This window comes from Microbacterium sp. AC035 (genome assembly GCF_979258485.1).
The window spans coordinates 3,229,764-3,249,733 of sequence record NZ_OZ409858.1 but is presented as its reverse complement, the minus strand read 5'-3'; the positions used below and the strand labels follow the sequence as shown (position 1 = coordinate 3,249,733).

Genomic DNA, 19,970 nt, shown 5'->3' with positions numbered 1-19,970 from the left:
CTCTCGGCCTGCAAGTCGCTGTGGAGCGACGTGAGATATTGCTTCCCCGAAACGATTCGATCGCAATGGTGGCAGACCTGCAAGCGTTTGCACTAATCTGTTGCCATGGCACAGCTTGAGCAGATCGCAGCCCCCGGTTCCGAGTGGTGGCGCAGCGCGGTCATCTACCAGATCTACCCCCGTTCGTTCGCCGACGCCTCTGGCGACGGCATCGGCGACCTGCCCGGCATCACCAGCCGGCTCGACTCGCTGGAGGAGCTCGGCGTCGATGCGATCTGGCTGAGCCCGTTCATGACGAGCCCGCAGCGCGACGCGGGGTACGACGTGGCCGACTACCGCGACGTCGATCCGCTGTTCGGCACGCTCGACGACTTCGACACGATGCTGAACGAGGCGCACGCCCGCGGCATCCGCGTGGTCGTCGACCTGGTCCCCAACCACTCCTCCGCGCAGCACGCCTGGTTCCAGGAGGCGCTGAAAGCGGCTCCTGGCAGCCCTGAGCGTGCGCGCTACATCTTCCGTGACGGCAAGGGCAAGAACGGCGAGCTGCCCCCGAACAACTGGGAGTCCGTCTTCGGCGGCGGGATGTGGGAGCGCATCACCGAGGCCGACGGCACGCCGGGCCAGTGGTACCTGCACATCTTCGACCCCACGCAGCCGGACTTCGACTGGAACAACGAAGAGGTGCGGGAGGAGTTCCGCTCGATCCTGCGCTTCTGGCTCGACCGCGGTGTCGACGGCTTCCGCGTCGACGTCGCCCACGGCATGATCAAGGCGGAAGGCCTGCCCGACTACACGCCGCCGGCCGATGCCGACTCGATGGGCGGCGGCGAGGCGAATGTGCCGTACTGGGGTCAGGACGGCGTGCACGACATCTACCGCGACTGGCACAAGGTGCTCGCCGAGTACGACGGCGACCGCGCGCTGTGCGGTGAGGCCTGGATGCCGACGCTGAAGCAGACCGCTCTGTGGGTGCGCCCCGACGAGATGCACCAGACGTTCAACTTCCCTTACCTGATGACCGAGTGGGACGCGAAGGCCCTCGGCGACGTCATCCGCGAGTCGCTCGACGCGTTCGGCGCCGTCGGCGCCCCCAGCACCTGGGTGCTGTCGAACCACGACGTGGTGCGCCACGCATCGCGCCTCGCCCTCACCGACGACAACCCGCAGGGCGAGGGCATCGGCCCGAACACCCCGCACAAGCCCGACACCGCCATCGGGCTCGCCCGTGCTCGCGCGGCGACGACCGTGATGCTCGCTCTCCCCGGGTCGGCATACCTGTACCAGGGCGAGGAGCTCGGCCTTCCCGAGGCCATGGAGATCCCTGACGCGTTCCGTCAGGACCCGACGTGGTTCCGCACGAACGGCGAGCGGTACGGCCGTGACGGATGCCGCGTGCCGCTGCCCTGGGAGGCGGATGCTCCGGCATTCGGCTTCAACGAGACCGGCGCATCGTGGCTGCCGCAGCCGGCCGACTGGTCCTCCTACTCGCGCGACGTGGAAGAGGTGGACCCGGGCTCGACGCTCGCGCTCTACAAGCGCCTGCTCGCCGGACGTCGTGAGTACGGCTTCGGCAGCGGATCGCTGGTCTGGGAGGACGCGGGAGCGGATGCCGTCGCGTTCCGCCGCGGCGACGTGCACGTGCTCGCGAACCTGGGCACGGAACCTGTGCCGCTGCCGTCCGACGCGTTCGTGATCCTGCAGAGCCAGCCGTTCGACGGTGGCGCCGTGCCGGTGGACACGGCCGTCTGGTACACCACGGCGTAAGCCGAACACGGTGGGGCCGCGGCATCTGTGAGGATGCCGCGGCCCCATCGGCTCAGAGAGGAATCCCATGGCGAGCATCGATGAGGTCGCCCGGCTCGCCGGCGTCTCGACCGCGACCGTCTCCCGCGCCTTGAGCGGTCGAGGTCATGTGTCGGAGTCCGCACGCCTGCGCGTGCAGGAGGCGGCATCGGCGCTCGGCTACGTCGTGTCGTCGCGGGCCTCGAGCCTGGCATCCGGCCGCACCCGCAACATCGGCGTGGTCGTGCCCTTTCTCGACCGCTGGTTCTTCAGCACGGTGCTGTCAGGGGTGTCCTCCGCCCTGATGCGCGAGGGCTACGACATCACGCTCTACAACATCACCGCCGACAAGGACGTGCGCCGCCACGTGTTCGACACGTTCCTACGGCGGCAGCGAGTGGATGCTGTGATCGCGGTGTCGATCGAGCTCGACGACGACGAGACGCAGTATCTGCTCGACCTCGGCCTGCCGGTGATCGCGATCGGCGGCCCCAACCCGAAGCTCGACACCCTCACCGTCGATGACGTGGCCGTCGCCCAGCTCGCGACAGAGCACCTGATCGGGCTCGGCCACCACGACATCGCGCACATCGGCGCGAATCCCGAGTTCGACATCGACTTCCACATCCCGACGAACCGTCGTCTGGGCTTCGAGAAGGCACTCGCGAAGGCAGGCATCCCGTTGAACCCCGCCTTCCTCGAACCCGCCGACTTCACGGTCGAGGGCGGTTACCGGGCGGCGAAGCAGCTGCTCGGCCGTCCGGGCCCGAGGCCCACCGCCGTGTTCGCCGCATCCGACGAGATGGCGATCGGCGCGATCCTCGCCGCCCGCGACCTCGGCTTCGCCGTGCCGGACGATCTCTCGATCGTGGGCATCGACGGTCACGAGCTCGGCGAGTTCTTCCGGCTCAGCACCGTCGACCAGTTCCCGCTGGGCCAGGGCGAGCGTGCGGCGGACGCCGTGCTCGCCAAGCTCGCCGACGGCGACGCCGCCGGCATTCCGGCGGAGCTCCCCTACGAGCTGAACGTCCGCGGCACGACCGCACGCCTGGTCGGCTAGCCCCACGCGGGCGAGCATCCTGCTCCGCGCGACGACCCGGACGCTACGCTGACGCGGGTGACGAACATTCGCGACATGGTGCTGATTCCCGCCGGAACGTTTCGGATGGGGTCCGAGGATTTCTATCCCGACGAGCGTCCGGTGCACGAGCGCGCGGTCGCGTCGTTCGAGATCGACCGCTACGAGGTGACCAACGCTCAGTACGCCGAGTTCGTCGATGCGACCGGCTATGTCACCGTGGCCGAGCGGCCGCTCGACCCGACTGCGTTCCCCGACGCGGATCCGAAGGATCTCCTGCCGGGCTCCATGGTCTTCACACCGACCACCGGCCCGACGGACCTGCGCAACTGGCGCAACTGGTGGCGCTGGCAGGCGGGCGCCTCATGGCGGCATCCGTTCGGCCCCGACTCGTCGATCGACGATCGACTGCAGCATCCGGTCGTGCACATCGCCTTCGAAGATGCCGTCGCCTACGCCGACTGGGTCGGGATGCGGCTGCCCACCGAGGCCGAGCACGAGTACGCCGCCCGGGGCGGGGTCGACGGTGCGCCGTTCGCCTGGGGCGACGAGCCTTATCCCGGTGGCGAGGCGCAGGCCAACTCCTGGCTGGGTCGCTTCCCGTATGACAACCAGGGCGTCGGCGGCACGGCCCCGGTCGGGTCGTACGCCCCCAACGGCTACGGCCTGTATGACATGATCGCGAACGTCTGGGAGTGGACGAGCGACTTCTACACGCCGCGGCATCTGAAGCTGTCGGATAAGCCGGTGGATCCTGGCAAGCGCGCGAACCTGCTGGCCGCTGCGAGCGCACAGGAGGGGTTCCCCAGCATCCCGCGCCGTGTGCTGAAAGGCGGATCGCACCTGTGCTCCCCCGACTACTGCCTGCGCTTCCGCCCGGCCGCACGCTCGCCTCAGGCCGAGGACACCGGCATGTCGCACATCGGATTCCGCCTCACCCGCTCTGTGTGAGGCCCCCCTGGGCATCGGCCCGGGCCCCTGGTTGGCTGAGCGGCACGGGCGCCTGCCCGGCCTCACCGCCGACCGAGGAGCGATCATGTCCGACAAGCCCAACATCCTCATCATCTGGGGCGATGACATCGGCATCGCCAATCTGAGCACCTACACCGACGGCCTGATGGGCTATCGGACTCCGAACATCGACCGGATCGCCGCTGAGGGCGCGAAGTTCACCGATTACTACGGCGAGCAGAGCTGCACGGCCGGGCGCGCAGCCTTCATCACGGGCCAGAACCCGTACCGCACCGGTCTCACGAAGGTGGGGATGCCGGGGGCGAAGCTGGGTCTCCAGCCCGAGGATCCGACGATCGCCGACGCGCTCAAGCATCACGGCTATGCCACCGGGCAGTTCGGCAAGAACCACCTCGGCGACCGCGACGAGCACCTGCCGACCGCGCACGGCTTCGACGAGTTCTTCGGCAACCTCTATCACCTCAACGCCGAGGAGGAGCCGGAGCACCCGGACTACCCGACCGACGAGGAGTACCCGGGGTTCAGCGAGCGGTTCCGCCCTCGCGGTGTGATCCACTCGTGGGCGAACGACGACGGCACGCAGCGCATCGAAGACACCGGCCCCCTGACGAAGAAGCGCATGGAGACGGTCGACGAGGAATTCCGCGACGCGGCGGCAGACTTCATCCGTCAGCAGGCCGACGACGACACCCCGTTCTTCGTCTGGTTCAACTCGACGCACATGCACTTCCGCACGCACACGAAAGAGGAGAGCAAGGGGCGGGCCGGCCGCTGGCAGTCGGAGTATCACGACACGATGCTCGATCACGACGACGTGGTGGGCAGCCTGCTCGATCTGCTCGACGAGCTCGGCCTCGCAGAGAACACGATCGTCATGTACTCGACCGACAACGGCCCGCACATGAACAGCTGGCCGGATGCCGGCATGACGCCGTTCCGCAACGAGAAGAACTCGAACTGGGAGGGCGCCTATCGGGTGCCCGCGATGGTGCGCTGGCCGGGACACGTTCCGGCAGGCACGACGCTGAACGGCATCGTCAGTCACAACGACTGGTTCGTGACCTTGCTGGCCGCGGCCGGAGACACCGACATCGCCGATCGCCTGAAGTCGGGCACGGAGCTGCACGGCACCGACTTCACGGTCCATCTCGACGGCAACAACCAGCTCGACTACATCACCGGCGCTGTCGAACACAGCCCGAGGCGTCACTTCTTCTACGTCTCGGACGACGGCGACCTCACGGCGCTGCGCTTCGAGAACTGGAAGTTCGTCTTCCTCGAGCAGCGTGCCGTCGGAACCCTGCAGGTCTGGCAGGAGCCCTATATCGAGTTGCGGTTCCCGAAGCTCTTCAACCTGCGCACCGACCCCTTCGAGCGCGCCGACATCACGTCGAACACGTACTGGGACTGGGTGCTCGACCACATCTTCCTGTTCATCCCGGCGCAGGCCTACGTCGCGACCATGCTGCACAGCCTCGTCGAGTTCCCCGCTCGGCAGGAGTCGGCGTCGTTCACCATCACCCAGGTCATGGCGAAGCTGCAGTCGACGGTCGGCAGCTCCTGACCGGCATCCTCAGGCGTCGAGCAGCGATCGGCGGGCGAGCGCGTTGCGCCTCGCGAGCATCAGCCCGCCGATCACCGCGGCGATGAGCGAGCCGAGGAGCACGCCGATCTTGACGTGCTCGTCGGCGACCGAACTCGACCCGTAGGCGAGCTCGCCGACGAGCAGCGAGACGGTGAAGCCGATTCCCGCGAGGAACGCCATGCCGGTGAGGTCGAGCCAGCGCAGCGTCTCATCGAGGCGCAGAGCGGGCACACGGCTGAGCAGGAACGTGGTCGCGAGGATCCCGATCGGCTTGCCCAGCACGAGTCCGACGATGATGCCGATCGCGATCGGGTCGGTCAGCGCGGACGCGAGCCCCTCGAGTCCGCCGATCGTGACCCCCGCAGCGAAGAAGGCGAACACGGGCACGGCGAACAGCGTCGCCACGACACCCCACCGGTCGGCGAAGTGCGGTGCGAGGCCGTCGTAGACCGGCTCGCCGTCGGCATCGGTCCCTCGACGCACGCGGGCGCGCTCGGTCGGGACGACCGGCACGACGAAGCCGAGCAGCACACCCGCGACGGTCGCATGGATGCCTGCGGCGTGGATGCAGACCCACACGGCGATCGCGAGAGGCAGCAGGATCCACCATGCCCGCACGCCCTTCTGCACGAGCAGGGCGAACCCGGCCAGGGGCAGCAGGGCGAGCGTCAGCCACGGGAGGCTGATCGTGTCGGTGTAGAAGGTCGCGATGATCGTGATGGCGATCAGGTCGTCGATGATCGCGAGTGTGAGGAGGAAGACACGCAGCGCGGGTGGGAGGAACTTTCCGACCACGGCGATCACCGCGACCGCGAACGCGATGTCCGTCGCTGTGGGGATGGCCCAGCCGCGCAGGGCGTCGCCGTCCCCGGCGTTGATCAGGGCGAAGATGACAGCCGGCACGATCACACCGCCGACAGCCGCGGCGATCGGCAGCGCGGCCTGGCGCGGATCGCGCAGGCGGCCGGTGACGAACTCCTCCTTCAGCTCGAGGCCGACGACGAAGAAGAAGATCGCCAGCAGACCGTCGGCCGCCCAGGCGCCGATGCTCAGATCGAGATGCAGCTCGGGGATGCCGAACGTGAAGTCGCGCACCGATTCGTACCACGACACCGCGGGGGTGTTGGCGAGGATCAGCGCGGCGACGGTGGCGGCGAGCAGGAGGGAGCCCCCGAGCACATCGCTGCGGGCGTTGTTGCGGATGCCGCGCCACAGCTCGTGCGGAGCCAGGCGGAGACGGGGACGGGTGCGGACGGGAGAAGTGGACACGAAGAGACCTCACGCGAGAGAAGGGGTGAACGGCGCGGAAGACCGCACCCCATCGAGGCGCGGTCTAGTCGCGTGGCGGCGGGCAGCCCGCGATCTCACCGTGCGAGAGCGTGCCCCAGACGCTGGTCCACCCGTTGGTCCCCGGATGCATGACGACGCGCATCGACTTCCTCATCGGGGTCGCCGAGCGCAGCTCATGCGGAGCGCGCGTCGAGCCGGCGATCGAGAGAAGGGCCATGGAACCAGCCTATCGGGGCATGCCTGAGTGACTCAGACGCCTCGCAGCGCTTCGCCCGCCGCGTCGAGCGCGCCGTCGGCGAGGGAGAAATAGGCCCACTTGCCGCGCTGCTCGCGAGTGACGAGGCCGGCGTCGGCCAGCAGCTTCATGTGGTGCGAGACGGTGCCCTGCGACAGGCCGACCGGATCGGTGAGATCGCAGATGCAGGCCTCGCCGCCCTCGGCCGACGAGATGAGCGACAGCAGGCGGATGCGGGTCGGGTCGCCGAGCGCTTTGAACAGCCGGGCGATGCGCTCGGCCTCCGCGAGGGGCAGAGCGGATGCCGATCGCGGCGTGCAGCAGGCGGTGTCTGCGATGGTGGCCGGAAGCATCATGCCGCCATCCTCTCACGTATTGACATTCTTCGATACGTGCCGGATGCTTCATATTGACGTTCATCGATTCGAGGAGACATGATGCCAGACCTTCCCGTCGTCGTCATCGGAGCAGGCCCGCAGGGTCTCGCCGCAGCCGCGCACCTGGTCGAACGAGGCGAAGACGTCGTGGTCGTCGAACGGGGGCGCGGAGCTGCGAGCGCCGTCTCGGAGTGGGGGCACGTGCGTCTGTTCTCGGCATGGTCGGAGCTGACCGACGCCGCCGCACGTCGCCTGCTCGAGCCGACGGGATGGAGCGCTCCTGCTTCGGGATACCCCACAGGGGCGGAATGGGTGAGCGGCTACCTGGCGCCGCTCGCGAATGCCCTGGGACACCGCGTGAAGTACTCGACGACCGTCACGGGCGTCGCACGCCAGGGGCGCGACAAGGTCGTCGACGCAGGGCGCAAGAGCCAGCCGCTCGTCGTGCACACCGTCGACGCCGACGGATTCGAGTCACGGATCCTCGCCCGGGCCGTGGTCGATGCGAGCGGCACGTGGAGCATGCCGAATCCCGCAGGCGCCGATGGCTTCCCCGCGGTCGGCGAGTCGGCGGCATCCGACCTCATCTCGTACCGCATCCCGGACGATGTGTCAGAGCTCGCCGGTGAGCACGTCGTCGTCGTGGGTGCGGGGCACTCCGCCACGCACGCGGTGCTGCGCCTGAGTGAGCTGGCTCGCCGATCGACGGGGACCCGCGTGACCTGGCTGCTGCGCCGAGGGAGCGCCGCGAACGTCTTCGGCGGCGGCAGCGGAGACGAGCTGCCGGAGCGCGCCGCCTTGGGTTCTCGCGCCCGCAAGGTCATCGACGAGGGTGTGATCGAGCTCGTGACAGGATTCCGCGTGGCTGAGTTCCGCCGCGGGGGCGACGGCATGACGATCGTGGCGGAGGACGGACGCGAGGTGGCGGATGTCGGGCGGGTGTTCGCGCTCACCGGATTCCGGCCGGACACCGGCATCCTGCGGGAGCTGCGCATCGATCTCGACCCCGCTCTCGAGGCGGTCGCCGGCATCGCCGCAGAGATCGACCCGAACATCCACTCGTGCGGATCGGTGTCGGCGACCGGCGCACGCGAGCTCGCCCAACCGGAGCTCGGGCTCTTCATCGTCGGCGCGAAGTCGTACGGCCGCGCGCCGACGTTCCTCGCACTGACGGGGTACGAGCAGGTGCGCAGCGTCGCCGCGCACCTGGCCGGAGATCACGAGGCCGCGGCACGAAAAGACCTCACCCTCCCGGACACCGGCGTGTGCGGCGGATCGGGTGACTTCGGTGAGGCGGATGCCGCAAGCTGCTGTGCCGCACCGACCGTGCTGCAGATCGGCAGATCGCCGTTGACCGTCCTCGGCCCCACGCGTTCACTTACCCTGGAGACATCATGACCACCACAGCCAAGCCCTCCGTCCTGTTCGTCTGCGTGCACAACGCAGGACGCTCCCAGATGGCCGCAGGCTTCCTGCGCGAGGTCTCAGGCGGCCGCATCGAGGTGCGCTCGGCCGGCTCCATGCCCGCCGACCAGATCAACCCGGTCGCGGTCGAGGCGATGAGCGAGCTCGGCATCGACATCACCGCCGAGCAGCCCAAGGTGCTCACGACCGAGGCGGTGCAGGCATCCGACGTCGTGATCACGATGGGATGCGGCGACGCGTGCCCGTTCTTCCCCGGCAAGCGCTACGAGGACTGGAAGCTCGACGACCCGGCCGGGCAGGGCATCGACGCCGTGCGACCGATCCGCGACGACATCCGGCGCCGCATCGAGGCGCTCGCGGGCGAACTGCTGGCCTGACGCGGTATCCAGCTCCCTGTCGGGCGGAGCACGCCGCGACGGGCGGACGGATGCTGCGGCATCCTCCGCCGGACAGGGAGAAGTCCGCCCCACGCGGCGCACTGTCGACAGCGCCGCGTCGGACGGACTCCACTCAGAAAAGGGTCAGCGGGCGACGATGAGCCCGGCAGTCTTCTCCTGCACAGCCTGGAACCGGCGCTGCACGTCGGACCAGTTGACGAGCTCCCAGAACGCCTTGACGTAGTCGGCGCGCACGTTGAGGTAGTCGAGGTAGTAGGCGTGCTCCCAGACGTCGAGCTGCAGCAGCGGCGTCACGCCGAGCGGAGCGTTGCCCTGCTGGTCGAACAGCTGGAAGATGACCGGTCGCGCTCCGACGCTGTCCCAGGCGAGCACGGCCCAGCCCGAGCCCTGCACGCCGAGCGCGGTCGCGGTGAAGTGGGCGCGGAAGGCGTCGATCGAGCCGAACGCATCGGTCAGCGCCGCCTCGAGCTCGCCTTCGGGGTTTCCGCCGCCGTCGGGCGACAGGTTCTCCCAGAACACCGAGTGGTTGATGTGTCCGCCGAGGTTGAACGCGAGGTCCTTCTCGAGCTTGTTCACGGCAGCGAAGTCACCGGACTCGCGTGCTCCGGCCAGCTGCTCGAGCGCGGTGTTGGCGCCGGTGACGTACGCCTGGTGGTGCTTGGAGTGATGCAGCTCCATGATCTTGCCCGAGATGTGCGGGGCGAGCGCCGCGTAGTCGTACGGCAGCTCGGGGAGGGTGTACGGAGTGGTCATGCGTGTTCCTTTCAGTCGTTCTGGTCGGTAGGGAGTGAGTGGAATCGGCGGTCGAGGTAGACGAGCGGTCGGCCCGGCCGCCCGAGCAGCACCTCGTCGATCTCGGCGACCACGACGGTCGATGAGCCGACCGCGACCGTCGACATCGTGTGACCGCGCATCGCAGCGCGCGCCTCCGCGAGGTACGGCTCACCGGTCGGAAGGGTGCTCCACCCCTGTTCGGGGGTGAAGCGATCGGCGCCGCTCACCGCGAAGCTCTGCGCCAGAGCCGAGTGCTCGTCGTCGATCAGGTGCACGACGAACGACTCGGCGTTGAGGATCGAGCCCGCGCTGCCGGTCGCCCTGGTGACCGAGAACACGATTGCGGCGGGGTCGACCGCGACGGATGCGACGCTGGATGCCGTGAGCCCCACCGGGCCGGCGGGAGTCATCGCGGTGATGATCGCGACGCCGGCCGGATGCGCGCGGAACGCGGCCTTGAGCCCTTCACCGACCTCGGAGGGGACCGGCGCTGCGGGATGCTGCTGGGTGCTCATTCGGGTGCCTCCTGGGGCGGAAGTGCGGCGATGATCGGGTGGTCGTGTTCGATGACGCCGAGTTTCGCCGCGCCGCCGGGCGAGCCGAGCTCGTCGAAGAACTCGACGTTGGCCTTGTAGTAGTCCTGCCATTCTTCCGGCAGGTCGTCTTCGTAGTAGATCGCCTCGACGGGGCACACCGGTTCGCACGCGCCGCAGTCGACGCATTCGTCCGGGTGGATGTACAGCGAGCGTTCGCCCTCATAGATGCAGTCAACAGGGCATTCGTCGATGCACGCACGGTCCTTGACATCGACGCAGGGCAGGGCGATCACATAGGTCATCGGGTGGCGGTCTCCGTTCGGGTCACGGTTGCAACCGTATGACCTCAAGTACACTTGAGGTCAAATCGAGGAGGACTGCGCATGAGCGACACCGATGCGGAGCAGGTCATTCACGGACCTGACGAGCCGCTGACGATCGGAGAGATGAGCAGGCGCACCGGGGTCGCCCCGTCGGCCCTGCACTTCTACGAGAGCCTCGGGCTCATCGCCTCGACGCGCACCGCGGGCAATCAGCGCCGCTATGCCAGGCACATGCTGCGGCGGGTCTCGCTCATCACGGTGGCGAAGCGCCTCGGCATCCCCCTGTCGGACGTGCACGACGCGTTCGCCGACGTTCCGTTGACGCAGACGCCGAGCCACGAGGACTGGCAGCGTGCGTCGAGGCGCTGGAAGCGCGAGCTCGAGAAGCGCCGCGAGGGCATCGAGCGCCTGGAGCGCGAGCTGACCGGATGCATCGGCTGCGGCTGCCTGTCGATGAAGGCGTGCGGCCTGCTCAACCCCGGTGACGCGCTCAGCAGCCAGGGCGCGGGCCCCCAGCGTCTCCGCGACGAGGACGCTTGAGCGCCCTCGTCGCAGATGATCAGGCGACGGTGAACGCGGCGCTCAGCAGAACGTCGTCACGGGAGCTCGGACCCACGAGCAGCTCGAACGCGCCGGATTCCACGAGACGGATGCCGGCGGCATCCACGATCGAGCACTCTGCGACCGGCAGGTCGAGGCGCACGCGCGCCGACTCCCCCGGCGCCAGGTCGACCTGGCGGAAAGTCTTCAGTTCCTTGTCCGCCCAGCTCACACTCGTCACGGAGTCGCGCACGTAGACCTGCACGGTCTCGCGCACCGGACGCGCACCGGTGTTCGTGACCGTCACCTCGGCGACGATCGTGTCGTCGAGACCGAGCCGGTCGGTGTCGAGCGACAGCTCGCCGTACGAGACCGTCGAGTACGACAGCCCCTCGCCGAACGCCCAGGCCGGGGACTGCGTGAGGTCGGCGTAGCGATCGCCGTGCTGTCCGCGGATCTGGTTGTAGTACGTCGGCTGCTGCCCGACGTGGCGGGCGAACGAGATCGGCAATCGCCCTGACGGCTCGACGGAACCCGAGACGATCTCGGCGAGCGCGCGGCCGCCCTGCATGCCCGGGTTCGCGGCCCAGATGACGGCGGCGGCCTGCGAGGCCGATGCCGGCAGCACGAGCGGCTTCGAGGCGAGCAGCACGACGACGACCGGCTTGCCCGTCGCGATCAGCGCGTCGAGCAGCGCGTTCTGCCCGCCGATCAGCTCGAGGGTCGCAGTCGAGCGGCCCTCGCCCACGAGCTCGATACGGTCTCCGACGACGACGACCACGACATCGGATGCCGCAGCCACGGCCACGGCCTCGGCGATCTGCGTCTCGTCCGGCGCGCTCGGCACGACGACCGGGGGTCGGGGCTGCCCGTCAGGGAACTTCGCGCCGTGGGGGTCTTCCTCGAGCGTGAGGATCTCGGCACCGCGAGCGTGCGTCACCGACCACCCGTCGACGCCCGACAGGCCGTCGAGCACGGTCGTGATCATCTCGCGCGGCTGCCCGTCGAGCCATCCGGCCTGACCGGAGCCGCCGGCCCAATCGCCGAGCTGCGTCTGGGCGTCGTCGGCGAGGGGACCTACCACCGCGACCTTCAGCGGCGCGGACGCGTCGAGCGGCAGCACGCCGTCGTTCTCGAGCAGCACGATCGAGCGGCGTGCGGTCTCGAGGTTGAGCTCCGCATGCGCGGCGCTGCCGACCACGGCATCCAGCTCGTCCTGCGGCAGCCGCGGGTCTTCGAACAGCCCCAGCTCGAACTTCAGGGTCAGGATGCGTGCCACGGCGTCGTCGAAGGCGTCCTCCGCGAGCAGCCCGTTCGACACCGCCTCGAGCGCGCCCTCGAAGAAGCCCGGGGTGTTCATGACCATGTCGTTGCCGGCGCTCACCGCGGCGGCGGACGCGTGCGCGTAGTCGGGCTGCACGTGCTGTTCCCACACCATGCGGCCGACGTTGTCCCAGTCGGTGATGAGCGTGCCGGTGTAGCCCCACTCCCCACGAAGCACGTCGCTGAGCAGCCAGTCGTTGACCGTGATCGGCACGCCGTCGGTGGTCTGGTAGCCGAGCATGAACGTGCGGCAGCCTTCACGAGCGACGCGCTCGAAGGGCGGCAGGAACCACGACCGCAGCTTGCGCCGCGAGATGTCGGCCTCGCTGGCGTCGCGCCCGCCCTGCGTCTCGGAGTATCCGGCGAAGTGCTTGGCCGTGGCGAGGATCGCGGTCGGGTCGTCGAGGCCGTCGCCCTGGTAGCCGCGCACCATGGCCGAGGCGAGCTCGCCGATCAGGAACGGGTCTTCACCGAGCGTCTCGTCGATGCGGCCCCAGCGCAGGTCGCGCGCGATGCACAGCACGGGCGAGAACGTCCAGTGGATGCCGGTCGCCGCGACCTCGATCGCAGTCGCCCGCGCGACCTTCTCCACGAGTTCGGCGTCCCACGTCGCCGCCATGCCGAGCTGGGTCGGATAGATCGTCGCCCCCGGCCAGAACGAGTGGCCGTGGATGCAGTCCTCCGCGACGAGCAGCGGGATGCGCAGCCGGGTCTGCGCGGTCAGCTCGTTCGCGCGGATGATGCGCTCGGGCGACGTGTGCAGGATCGAGCCGACGTGCTTTCCCAGGACGTGGTCGTCGAGGTCGTCGCGGGCATCGAGCTGCAGCATCTGCCCGACCTTCTCCTCGACCGTCATGCGGTCGAGAAGGTCGGCGACACGCGCCGCGATCGGCAGCTCGGGGTCGAGATAGGGCAGGGATTCGGTCAGGGTCTGAGAGGTCATCACTCGGCGTTCTGTGTCTTCGTATCGGTCTTCGTATGGGTCGTCGTCGCTGTCGCCGCGCTCTGCACGGTACCCGAGTCGGTTGTCGGCACGCTGCGCACCGCCGTCACCGGGTCGTTCACGTCGAGGCCCTTCTTCTTCATCGCGCGGGCGCGCTCACCCGCCGACCGCAACCTCGGGTTGACGTACTCGTCGATGCCGAAGTTGATGAGCGACAGGGCGACGCCGATGATCGCGATGCAGAGTCCTGCGGGCACGTACCACCACCACAGCCGAGGGAACGCGCCGTTCTGCTGCGCCCAGAACAGGATCGTGCCCCAGTTGAGGTTGCTCACCGGGATCACGCCGATGAAGGCGAGGGTCGTGAGTCCGAGGATGGCCGCGGTGACGGTGCCGACGAAGCTCGATGCGATCAGCGCCATGAGGTTCGGCAGCATCTCGACGGTGATGATGCGGTGCAGAGGTTCGCCGTTGGCACGCGCGGCCTGGATGAAGTCGCGGTTGCGCAGCGACATGGTCTGCGCGCGCAGCACACGCGCACCCCAGGCCCATCCCGTGAGGCCCAGCACGGCGGCGATCACGATGAGCGGCGGGTTCTCGAACTGCGAGGCCACGATGATGATCAGCGGGATGCCGGGGATCACCAGGAAGACGTTCGTCAGCGCCGACAGCGACTCGCTCTTCCAGCCGCGCACGTAGCCGGCGATCACGCCGATCGTGATGGCGATGATCGTCGCGATGATGGCCGAGAGGAACCCGACCACGACGACGCCGCGCGTGCCGAAGATGAGCTGGCTGAGCACGTCCTCGCCCATGTGGGTGGTGCCGAGCCAGTGGTCGAACGAAGGCGGCTGCCGCAGCGCCGTGCGGTCCTTCTGCGTCGCGCCGTAGGGCGCGAGCAGCGGGGCGAAGATCGCGATCAGCACGAACACCCCGAGGATGATCAGGCCGGCGATCGACTTGGGGTTGCGGAACATCGCGAACGAGTGCGCGAGCTGCGACCAGAACGTCTTGCGCGGCGGCGAGACGTCCTCGGTGGTGCGGAACGTCGCGGTCTCCGGCATCCCCGTGGGGATCGCGCTGCCGTCGGGTGCCGTGGTGTCGGTCGAGGTGGGAACGCTCATGTCAGGCCTCCGTCTGGCGCGTGCGCGGGTCGAGGTATGCGTAGACGATGTCGGCGAGGATGTTCGCGACCAGCACCGACAGCGTGATCACCAGGAACACACCCTGCATCAGGGCGAAGTCCTTCGCATTGGTGGCATCGAGCAGCAGCTTGCCGACACCCGGGTAGCTGAAGACCATCTCCATGACGATGGTGCCGCCGACGATGAACCCGATCGAGAGCGCGAAGCTCTGGATCTGCGGCAGCACCGCGTTGCGCGCGGCGTACGCCCAGAGCACCCGCTTGTTCGGCATGCCCTTGGCCTGGGCGACTGTGATGTAGTCCTCGTCGAGCACCGTGAGCATCATGTTGCGCATGCCCAGCATCCATCCGCCGAGCGACGCGATGATGATCGTGACCGCCGGCAGCGTGCCGTGCATGATCACCTGACCGATGAAGTCGAGGCTCCACTCCGGCGACTGCCCCTTGTCGTACGCGTGCGACGACGGGAACCACTTGAGGGTCGACGAGAAGATCGCGATCGCGATGAGACCCAGCCAGAAGTAGGGGATCGTGTTGAAGAACGTCGTGATCGGGATGAGTGCGTCGAGCCTGCTGCCACGACGCCAGCCGACGATCGCGCCGCCGACGGTGCCGAGCGCGAACGAGATGATCGTCGCGAGTCCGACGAGGCCGAGCGTCCACGGCAGAGCGGATGCCAGCACCTCGCCCACCGGCCGCAGACCGTGCAGGGTCGAGATGCCGAGATCGCCGCGGAAGAGCATCGCCCAGTAGTCGATGTACTGCTGCCACATCGACTTGTCGGTGTCGATGCCGAGCAGCACGCGCAGCGAGTCCGCCGCCTCCGGGCTGATGTTGCGGTTGCGCGCGAGGTACGAGCTGACCGCATCGCCCTTCATGAACCGCGGCAGGAAGAAGTTGATCGTGATGGCCGCCCACAGGGTGAACAGGTAGAAGCCTGCCCGCCCGGCGAAGAAGCGCCAGGGCACGAGAGCTCGGCCCTTCTGGGTCGTCGTCGCCGTGGTGCCGACCTCGAGCGCGTCACGCTGCTCGTCATCGACGAGCGGGAGCTGAGGGGATGCGGTGGTCACTGTGCACCTCCGTGCGAGGCTGCCGACGCGAAGTGCTTGTCGGGGTCGGGAGACGCTGCGCGCAGCTCGCGCGTGTAGGGGTCCTGCGGGTTGAGGATGACGTCGTCGGCGTCGCCGTACTCGACGACCCGACCCTGGTTGAGCACCATGATCTTGTCGCTGAAGTGCCGCGCGGTCGCGAGGTCGTGGGTGATGTAGAGCACTCCGAGGCCCTCTTCGCGCTGCAGATCGGCCAGCAGGTTCAGCACCCCGAGGCGGATGGATACGTCGAGCATCGACACGGGCTCGTCGGCGACGAGCAGCGAAGGGCGCGATGCGAGAGCGCGGGCGATGGCGACGCGCTGCCGCTGCCCGCCGGAGAGCTCGTGCGGACGGCGGTCGATCACGGCATCGGCGTCGAGGCGCACGCGCTCGAGCAGTCGTCGCACCTCAGCCTCGGTCTCGTTCTTGGGCACCACGTCGTCGAGCCGGATCGGCCGCTCCAGGTGGTACCTGATCGAGTGGTACGGGTTGAGCGAGGCGAACGGATCCTGGAACACCATCCGCAGCTGCTGGCGATACTTTCGCAGGCCCTTGCCGCGCCGAGGGATGGGCTTGCCGTCGAGGCGCACCTCTCCGGTCGTCGGCGTCTCGAGCTGGGTGAGGATCTTCGCGATGGTCGACTTGCCGCTGCCCGACTGTCCGACGAGACCGATGGTCTGGCCGGAGTTCAGGGTGAAGCTGACACTGTCGAGCGCCTTGAGCTGACCGGCTCCTCTGACGTTGTAGACCTTGGTGACATCGGCGAACTCGAGAGTGGTCATCGGGTCAGCACTCCTCTCGCGCCGGTGAGACGGGGGAACGACGACAGCAGCGTCTTCGTGTAGTCGTTCTGCGGGTTCGTCCAGATCTGCTCGGCGGAGGCGAGCTCGACGATCTCGCCCTCGCGCATGATCGCGATGCGGTCGCTGATCTCGAGCAGCAGCGGCAGATCGTGGGTGATGAAGATGACCGAGAAGCCGAACTCGTGACGCAGCTGCGAGATCTGCTTGAGGATCTCGCGCTGCACCAGCACGTCGAGCGCGGTGGTCGGCTCGTCCATGACCATCAGCTGCGGACGCAGAGCCAGCGCCATCGCGATCATGACGCGCTGGCGCATGCCGCCGGACAGCTCGTGCGGGAACGAACGCGTGCGCTGACGGCCGACCTTGACGATCTCGAGCAGTTCCTCGGCCTCGGCCCTGCGCTGCCTGCGGGTCATGTCAGGGCGGTGGATCTCGAAGACGTCCTCGAGCTGCGAGCCGATCGTCGCCACGGGGTTGAGGGCGTTCATCGCGCCCTGGAACACCATCGAGACCTTGTCCCAGCGGAACTTCTGCATCGCATCGACGTCGAGTGCGTTGATGTCGACGTCCACGCCGGATGCATCGTGGAACGTCACGCTGCCGCCCGCGATCACGGCGGGGGCACGCAGCAGACGCTGCACGCCGTAGGCGAGGGTGGTCTTGCCGCATCCGCTCTCTCCTGCGAGACCGAGGATCTCTCCGCGCTGCAGTTCGAGCGTCACGTTCTTCACCGCCTCGACGGGCGGATCGACGTCGTACACGACGGAGAAGTCGCGCACGCTGAGCAGGGGTTCTGACATGAGGGGTCCTTCGTCGGTCGGTGGGGTGGGCGGATGCCGTGGCATCCGCCCACCCCCGGGACTGCTTACTCGGCCGGCTTCAGCTTCGTGAGGATCTGCACGATGTTCTGCTGAGTCGGGTCGCCCGAGGCGTACGGGTCCTCCTCCGAAGGCCACCCGACGTAGTTGCGGGTGTTGTACTCGCCGAGCAGCGGGTGCGCGCCCAGCGGGATCGCCGGGACCTGCTCGACGAAGATCTGCTCGAGCGTCGTGATCGCCGCGGTGCGCTCGTCATCGGACGACGCGTTGGCGTAGGTGTTCAGCGCCTCGGTCGCCACGGGGTCTTCGAAGCGTCCGAAGTTGAATCCGGCGACGCCCTCTGGCGAGATCCAGCGCGGGTCCATGGTCGACGTGTAGAGGCCGTAGGCCGTGCCGCTGTCTTCGAGCCAGTGGATGATCGCTGAGAACGAGCCGTCGTCGCGGGGTCCTGCCCAACCGCCCCAGTCGGGCATGTCGATCTTGACCTCGGCGCCGATGGCCTCGGTGACGTCTTCGGCGATGAGCTCCTGCGCGGTGTTCCAGTCGCTCCAGCCCGAGGGCACCGAGAGCGTGAACGAGACGGGCGTGCCGTCGGGGTCGATCAGTGCGTCGTCCTTCCAGGTGTACCCGGCTCCTTCGAGCAGGTCACGGGCCTTCTCGGCGTCGACCGAGTACTCCTCGCCCTGGAACTCGGGCTGGATCTCGTCTTCGAGGATCGACGAGAGTCCGGTGACCGACCAGACCGGCTCGCTCGCCCCTTCGCGTGCGATGTCGACGTACGCGTCGCGGTCGATGACCCAGGCGAGCGCCTGGCGGAACGCCACATCGTCGAACGGCTTCTGCTGCAGGTTCATGAACAGCGTCGCGGAGCCGGTGGTCGGCGCCACGAAGAACTTGTTGTGCTCGGGGTCGGCGTCGAGGAACTGCTCCTTGATCTGCGGGATGAACGCCTGCGCCCAGTCGGCCTCGCCCTGAGCGAGTGCGGTGGTCAGAGCGGTGTTGTCGCCGTACGAGACGTAGTGCAGCTCGGGCACCGCGAGGTCGCCGCCCCAGTAATCGTCGCGGGCCTCGAGGGTGACCGACTCGGTCGACCAGTTCGAGAGCGCGTAGGGGCCGGTGCCGACCAGGTCGTCGCCCTTGACGGGGTCGGTGGCCGGCTCGTCGAGGTTCTCCCAGATGTGCTTCGGCACGATGGGCACGTGCAGCACGCGGGCCTGGTTCACGTACTTCGACTCGCCGAAGGTCAGGGTGACCGCGTCGCCGTCGACGGTCGCGCCCTCGAACTTGAGACCGGCGGTGTCGAGCGCGGGGGTGGAGACGAGCTCGTAGGTGAAGACGATGTCGTCGGCGGTGAAGGGCTCGCCGTCGCTCCAGGTGACGTCCTTGCGGGGCACGACGGTGACGGCCGTGTAGTCGTCGTTCCACTCGATGCTCTCGGCGAGCCAGGGGGTGACCTCGCGGTCGCCGGTCTGGTTCACGAGGCCGAGGGTCTCGAAGATGACCTTGCCGTAGCCGTACTTCGAGGCCGACGAGTCGCCGACATAGGGGTTGTTCGACTCGGTGGTGATCGCACCGTCGGGCTTGGCGATCGTCAGGGCCGCACCGCCGGCTCCGCTGTCTGCGTCGTTCGATCCGCCGGCGGCGCAGCCGGCGAGGGCCGAGACGCTGAGGGCGGAGATCGCCGCGACAGCGATCAGGGACTTTCTGAGCTTCATTGCTTCTCCTTGGGCACGGGTCGTTGTGCTGTGTGGCTGCCCGATGCTCGGGCATCCGGCGAACTTTGCTTACTGGCGAGAAAGTAAGCTGGTGCGAGGTTACTCGTTGGTAAGTAGAGTTGGCAAGTACGATCCAGTGCAGGATTCCGTGCAGAAGAGGATGGACCATGTCGAAGGATGCTGTCGCCCACACGTCCGTCCGGCCTGCCACCCGCGAGAAGCGGGAGCAGATCCTCAAAGCCGCCGTCGAGATCTTCGGCAACAAGGGCTCGACGAACGGCACTCTCGCCGATGTCGCCGAGCAGGTGGGCATCACCCATGCCGGCGTGCTGCACCACTTCGGCTCGAAGCAGAAGCTGCTGCTCGAGGTGCTCGCGTACCGCGACCAGGCCGATGTCGCAGAGCTCGCCGAGAAGCACATCCCCGGCGGGCCCGAGCTCTTCCTGCACCTCGTGCGCACCGCGGTCGCGAACGAACGGCGCCCCGGCATCGTGCAGGCGTACACCGTGCTGTCGTCGGAATCCGTGACGGACAACCACCCGGGTCGCGACTACTTCGAGGACCGCTACACGACCCTCCGACGCGAGGTCACCGACGCCTTCCATCTGCTGTGCGCACAGGAGGGTGTGACGGAGCCCGACACCGTGGCCACCGCCGCGGCCAGCATCCTCGCCGTGATGGACGGACTGCAGCTGCAGTGGCTGCTGCACCGCGACGTCTTCGACCTGGGCGAGGCGAGCGAGTTCGCGATCCGCTCGATCGTCAACGGCGTGCTGCACCCCGGACCGGCACTGGAGTCGTACCGCCACGACTAG

The 19,970-nt window shown here is 68.1% G+C and carries 20 protein-coding genes; 8 read left to right on the top strand and 12 right to left on the bottom strand.

The window, feature by feature from the left end; translation table 11 throughout:
- The first annotated feature begins 105 nt into the window (after nucleotides 1-105).
- The 4 genes from ACZ0AA_RS15755 (at nucleotide 106) to ACZ0AA_RS15740 (ending at nucleotide 5,399) form a co-directional block, all read left to right on the top strand.
- On the top strand, nucleotides 106-1,767 hold the full coding sequence (locus tag ACZ0AA_RS15755) for a glycoside hydrolase family 13 protein (protein ID WP_463513517.1): 1,662 nt from the start codon (nucleotides 106-108) through the stop codon (nucleotides 1,765-1,767).
- Between the two features lie 67 nt (nucleotides 1,768-1,834).
- Nucleotides 1,835-2,845: a LacI family DNA-binding transcriptional regulator gene (locus tag ACZ0AA_RS15750; RefSeq protein ID WP_400862603.1), complete on the top strand. Its 1,011-nt coding sequence runs from the start codon at nucleotides 1,835-1,837 to the stop codon at nucleotides 2,843-2,845.
- Between the two features lie 75 nt (nucleotides 2,846-2,920).
- Nucleotides 2,921-3,814, top strand: coding sequence for a formylglycine-generating enzyme family protein (locus tag ACZ0AA_RS15745; RefSeq protein WP_463513853.1), 894 nt, complete (start codon nucleotides 2,921-2,923; stop codon nucleotides 3,812-3,814).
- An 85-nt stretch (nucleotides 3,815-3,899) separates the two neighbouring features.
- Nucleotides 3,900-5,399 (top strand): arylsulfatase, encoded by a 1,500-nt coding sequence (locus ACZ0AA_RS15740; RefSeq protein ID WP_400862605.1) that lies wholly within the window; start codon nucleotides 3,900-3,902, stop codon nucleotides 5,397-5,399.
- Nucleotides 5,400-5,408: 9 nt separating this feature from the next.
- Here ACZ0AA_RS15740 and nhaA read toward each other — a convergent pair whose 3' ends face one another.
- The 3 genes from nhaA to ACZ0AA_RS15725 form a co-directional block, all read right to left on the bottom strand.
- Entirely contained in the window at nucleotides 5,409-6,689 is a 1,281-nt protein-coding gene (gene nhaA, locus ACZ0AA_RS15735) for a Na+/H+ antiporter NhaA (protein WP_463513516.1), read from the bottom strand.
- 64 nt (nucleotides 6,690-6,753) lie between these two features.
- Nucleotides 6,754-6,927 carry a hypothetical protein gene (locus ACZ0AA_RS15730; RefSeq protein ID WP_164481681.1) on the bottom strand — a complete coding sequence of 58 codons (174 nt, stop codon included), beginning with the start codon at nucleotides 6,925-6,927 and terminating at the stop codon, nucleotides 6,754-6,756.
- A gap of 32 nt (nucleotides 6,928-6,959) precedes the next feature.
- Entirely contained in the window at nucleotides 6,960-7,301 is a 342-nt protein-coding gene (locus ACZ0AA_RS15725) for an ArsR/SmtB family transcription factor (RefSeq protein ID WP_463513515.1), read from the bottom strand.
- 81 nt (nucleotides 7,302-7,382) lie between these two features.
- Between ACZ0AA_RS15725 and ACZ0AA_RS15720 the strand changes: the two genes are divergently transcribed.
- Entirely contained in the window at nucleotides 7,383-8,720 is a 1,338-nt protein-coding gene (locus tag ACZ0AA_RS15720; protein WP_463513514.1) for an FAD-dependent oxidoreductase, read from the top strand.
- Nucleotides 8,717-9,124 (top strand): arsenate reductase ArsC, encoded by a 408-nt coding sequence (locus ACZ0AA_RS15715; RefSeq protein WP_400862612.1) that lies wholly within the window; start codon nucleotides 8,717-8,719, stop codon nucleotides 9,122-9,124. Before ACZ0AA_RS15720 ends, ACZ0AA_RS15715 begins: the two co-directional genes overlap by 4 nt.
- A gap of 144 nt (nucleotides 9,125-9,268) precedes the next feature.
- On the opposite strand, the gene ACZ0AA_RS15710 is transcribed toward ACZ0AA_RS15715, so the two are convergent.
- From ACZ0AA_RS15710 to fdxA, 3 genes are read right to left on the bottom strand one after another with little or no spacing between them, the layout of a single operon-like run.
- Entirely contained in the window at nucleotides 9,269-9,898 is a 630-nt protein-coding gene (locus ACZ0AA_RS15710) for a superoxide dismutase (RefSeq protein WP_463513513.1), read from the bottom strand.
- A gap of 11 nt (nucleotides 9,899-9,909) precedes the next feature.
- A complete protein-coding gene (locus tag ACZ0AA_RS15705) occupies nucleotides 9,910-10,434 on the bottom strand; it encodes a flavin reductase family protein (protein ID WP_400862616.1) in 525 nt (174 codons plus the stop codon).
- The gene (gene fdxA, locus ACZ0AA_RS15700; protein ID WP_400862617.1) at nucleotides 10,431-10,757 is read right to left on the bottom strand and encodes a ferredoxin; all 327 of its coding nucleotides are present in this window, start codon (nucleotides 10,755-10,757) and stop codon (nucleotides 10,431-10,433) included. Before fdxA ends, ACZ0AA_RS15705 begins: the two co-directional genes overlap by 4 nt.
- Before the next feature lie 81 nt (nucleotides 10,758-10,838).
- Between fdxA and soxR the strand changes: the two genes are divergently transcribed.
- Nucleotides 10,839-11,318, top strand: a complete 480-nt coding sequence (gene soxR / locus ACZ0AA_RS15695) for a redox-sensitive transcriptional activator SoxR (RefSeq protein ID WP_463513512.1) — start codon at nucleotides 10,839-10,841, stop codon at nucleotides 11,316-11,318.
- A 19-nt stretch (nucleotides 11,319-11,337) separates the two neighbouring features.
- Here the strand turns inward: soxR and ACZ0AA_RS15690 are convergent, their stop codons facing one another.
- From ACZ0AA_RS15690 to ACZ0AA_RS15665, 6 genes are all read right to left on the bottom strand, one after another.
- The gene (locus ACZ0AA_RS15690; RefSeq protein WP_463513511.1) at nucleotides 11,338-13,584 is read right to left on the bottom strand and encodes an exo-beta-d-1,3/1,6-glucosidase; all 2,247 of its coding nucleotides are present in this window, start codon (nucleotides 13,582-13,584) and stop codon (nucleotides 11,338-11,340) included.
- Entirely contained in the window at nucleotides 13,584-14,708 is a 1,125-nt protein-coding gene (locus tag ACZ0AA_RS15685; RefSeq protein ID WP_400862623.1) for an ABC transporter permease, read from the bottom strand. The genes ACZ0AA_RS15690 and ACZ0AA_RS15685 overlap by 1 nt, the downstream gene beginning before the upstream one ends.
- Before the next feature lies 1 nt (nucleotide 14,709).
- Nucleotides 14,710-15,798: an ABC transporter permease gene (locus tag ACZ0AA_RS15680; RefSeq protein ID WP_463513510.1), complete on the bottom strand. Its 1,089-nt coding sequence runs from the start codon at nucleotides 15,796-15,798 to the stop codon at nucleotides 14,710-14,712.
- Nucleotides 15,795-16,601, bottom strand: a complete 807-nt coding sequence (locus tag ACZ0AA_RS15675) for an ABC transporter ATP-binding protein (RefSeq protein WP_400862627.1) — start codon at nucleotides 16,599-16,601, stop codon at nucleotides 15,795-15,797. The genes ACZ0AA_RS15680 and ACZ0AA_RS15675 overlap by 4 nt, the downstream gene beginning before the upstream one ends.
- Nucleotides 16,598-17,422 (bottom strand): ABC transporter ATP-binding protein, encoded by an 825-nt coding sequence (locus ACZ0AA_RS15670; RefSeq protein ID WP_056310222.1) that lies wholly within the window; start codon nucleotides 17,420-17,422, stop codon nucleotides 16,598-16,600. The genes ACZ0AA_RS15675 and ACZ0AA_RS15670 overlap by 4 nt, the downstream gene beginning before the upstream one ends.
- 65 nt (nucleotides 17,423-17,487) lie before the next feature.
- A complete protein-coding gene (locus tag ACZ0AA_RS15665) occupies nucleotides 17,488-19,155 on the bottom strand; it encodes an ABC transporter substrate-binding protein (RefSeq protein ID WP_463513509.1) in 1,668 nt (555 codons plus the stop codon).
- 167 nt (nucleotides 19,156-19,322) lie between these two features.
- On the opposite strand from ACZ0AA_RS15665, the gene ACZ0AA_RS15660 reads away from it, so the two are divergent.
- Nucleotides 19,323-19,970: a TetR/AcrR family transcriptional regulator gene (locus ACZ0AA_RS15660; protein WP_311259895.1), complete on the top strand. Its 648-nt coding sequence runs from the start codon at nucleotides 19,323-19,325 to the stop codon at nucleotides 19,968-19,970.

Excerpts from the sequence above, each read along its gene's own strand:
- ACZ0AA_RS15755 (WP_463513517.1), top strand. The coding sequence starts at position 106 with ATGGCACAGCTTGAGCAGATCGCAGCCCCCGGTTCCGAGTGGTGGCGC.
- ACZ0AA_RS15750 (WP_400862603.1), top strand. The coding sequence starts at position 1,835 with ATGGCGAGCATCGATGAGGTCGCCCGGCTCGCCGGCGTCTCGACCGCG.
- ACZ0AA_RS15745 (WP_463513853.1), top strand. The coding sequence starts at position 2,921 with ATGGTGCTGATTCCCGCCGGAACGTTTCGGATGGGGTCCGAGGATTTC.
- ACZ0AA_RS15740 (WP_400862605.1), top strand. The coding sequence starts at position 3,900 with ATGTCCGACAAGCCCAACATCCTCATCATCTGGGGCGATGACATCGGC.
- ACZ0AA_RS15730 (WP_164481681.1), bottom strand. The coding sequence starts at position 6,927 with ATGGCCCTTCTCTCGATCGCCGGCTCGACGCGCGCTCCGCATGAGCTG.
- ACZ0AA_RS15725 (WP_463513515.1), bottom strand. The coding sequence starts at position 7,301 with ATGATGCTTCCGGCCACCATCGCAGACACCGCCTGCTGCACGCCGCGA.
- ACZ0AA_RS15720 (WP_463513514.1), top strand. The coding sequence starts at position 7,383 with ATGCCAGACCTTCCCGTCGTCGTCATCGGAGCAGGCCCGCAGGGTCTC.
- ACZ0AA_RS15715 (WP_400862612.1), top strand. The coding sequence starts at position 8,717 with ATGACCACCACAGCCAAGCCCTCCGTCCTGTTCGTCTGCGTGCACAAC.
- ACZ0AA_RS15710 (WP_463513513.1), bottom strand. The coding sequence starts at position 9,898 with ATGACCACTCCGTACACCCTCCCCGAGCTGCCGTACGACTACGCGGCG.
- ACZ0AA_RS15705 (WP_400862616.1), bottom strand. The coding sequence starts at position 10,434 with ATGAGCACCCAGCAGCATCCCGCAGCGCCGGTCCCCTCCGAGGTCGGT.
- fdxA (WP_400862617.1), bottom strand. The coding sequence starts at position 10,757 with ATGACCTATGTGATCGCCCTGCCCTGCGTCGATGTCAAGGACCGTGCG.
- soxR (WP_463513512.1), top strand. The coding sequence starts at position 10,839 with ATGAGCGACACCGATGCGGAGCAGGTCATTCACGGACCTGACGAGCCG.
- ACZ0AA_RS15690 (WP_463513511.1), bottom strand. The coding sequence starts at position 13,584 with ATGACCTCTCAGACCCTGACCGAATCCCTGCCCTATCTCGACCCCGAG.
- ACZ0AA_RS15685 (WP_400862623.1), bottom strand. The coding sequence starts at position 14,708 with ATGAGCGTTCCCACCTCGACCGACACCACGGCACCCGACGGCAGCGCG.
- ACZ0AA_RS15675 (WP_400862627.1), bottom strand. The coding sequence starts at position 16,601 with ATGACCACTCTCGAGTTCGCCGATGTCACCAAGGTCTACAACGTCAGA.
- ACZ0AA_RS15670 (WP_056310222.1), bottom strand. The coding sequence starts at position 17,422 with ATGTCAGAACCCCTGCTCAGCGTGCGCGACTTCTCCGTCGTGTACGAC.
- ACZ0AA_RS15665 (WP_463513509.1), bottom strand. The coding sequence starts at position 19,155 with ATGAAGCTCAGAAAGTCCCTGATCGCTGTCGCGGCGATCTCCGCCCTC.
- ACZ0AA_RS15660 (WP_311259895.1), top strand. The coding sequence starts at position 19,323 with ATGTCGAAGGATGCTGTCGCCCACACGTCCGTCCGGCCTGCCACCCGC.